Source organism: Streptomyces sp. MI02-7b (assembly GCF_033793585.1).
Classification (GTDB): Bacteria; Actinomycetota; Actinomycetes; order Streptomycetales; family Streptomycetaceae; genus Actinacidiphila.
This window is the reverse complement of sequence record NZ_JARAWX010000074.1, coordinates 1-807: the sequence shown is the minus strand read 5'-3', so window position 1 is coordinate 807 and position 807 is coordinate 1. Positions and strand designations below refer to the sequence as shown.

The window sequence follows — 807 nt, the reverse complement described above, 5'->3', positions numbered from 1 at the left end:
TGTTGACTCCAGCCTTGCGCCGAAGCCTACGTATGTGGGCGTCTACGGTGTGCGGGCTGATCTCGATCTCCCGCGCGATAGCCTGATAGGTCAGCCCCTCGCACAACTTCACGAGGATCTCTTGCTCTCTAGGAGTGAGGAACATACGCGCCGGGCACCTGCGACGACATGAGGAGCCCTGGTTGAACGGCCTGATTCATTCGCTTCCCGCTATCCGTTCGACCCACCGCGCTCTCGGCCGCCCCAAGAGCTGTCATCCGTGCAGTACGTGGGGCACGCCTGCACCGCCACGAGAACCCCAGCACGCCCTGACGGCACGCCGTGACGCCCGACGGTTTCCGACAGCCCGGTAAGGCCCCCAACGGCGAGCACGGCCGCGGCCACCACGACCCAAACTGCCGCTTTGTGACCAGTCATGGAAGTTCCTCCTTCTGGACCGGCGCGTGCCACTTCGACCCGCGACCCCGCGACAAGAATGGCAACGCGGAAACGCGCCTCACCAGGGTCGCGCTGCCTCAGCAAACTGTCTGGCACGAGGGGGACCAGGGAACAAAACGGTCTACAAAGGATGTGGTGTGCCGAGCCCTGCGCAGGTCGTCAACCAAGCTGCGCTTGGGGCCCAGCAGGCAGTTACTGCACAAGGAAGCGTCCGATGGGATTTCCACCCAATTGACCTGAAAGCGACAACTTTGCCGCACGCATCATTCCGGGATTTACGCGGCACGAATTCTCGTGACTTGTGTCCACCGGAAATCCCCTCGATGATCAACGAGATGCACCGTCGCTGGCCTCTCTCGACCCCGCCGG

At 62.8% G+C, this 807-nt stretch carries 1 protein-coding gene; it reads right to left on the bottom strand.

Going from position 1 to position 807, the window contains the following annotated elements; all coding sequences use genetic code 11:
• Window positions 1-145, bottom strand: a 145-nt coding sequence (locus PV364_RS41115; RefSeq protein ID WP_319666060.1) for a helix-turn-helix transcriptional regulator, incomplete at its 3' end; no start/stop codon positions are given.
• Window positions 146-807 lie beyond the last annotated feature (662 nt).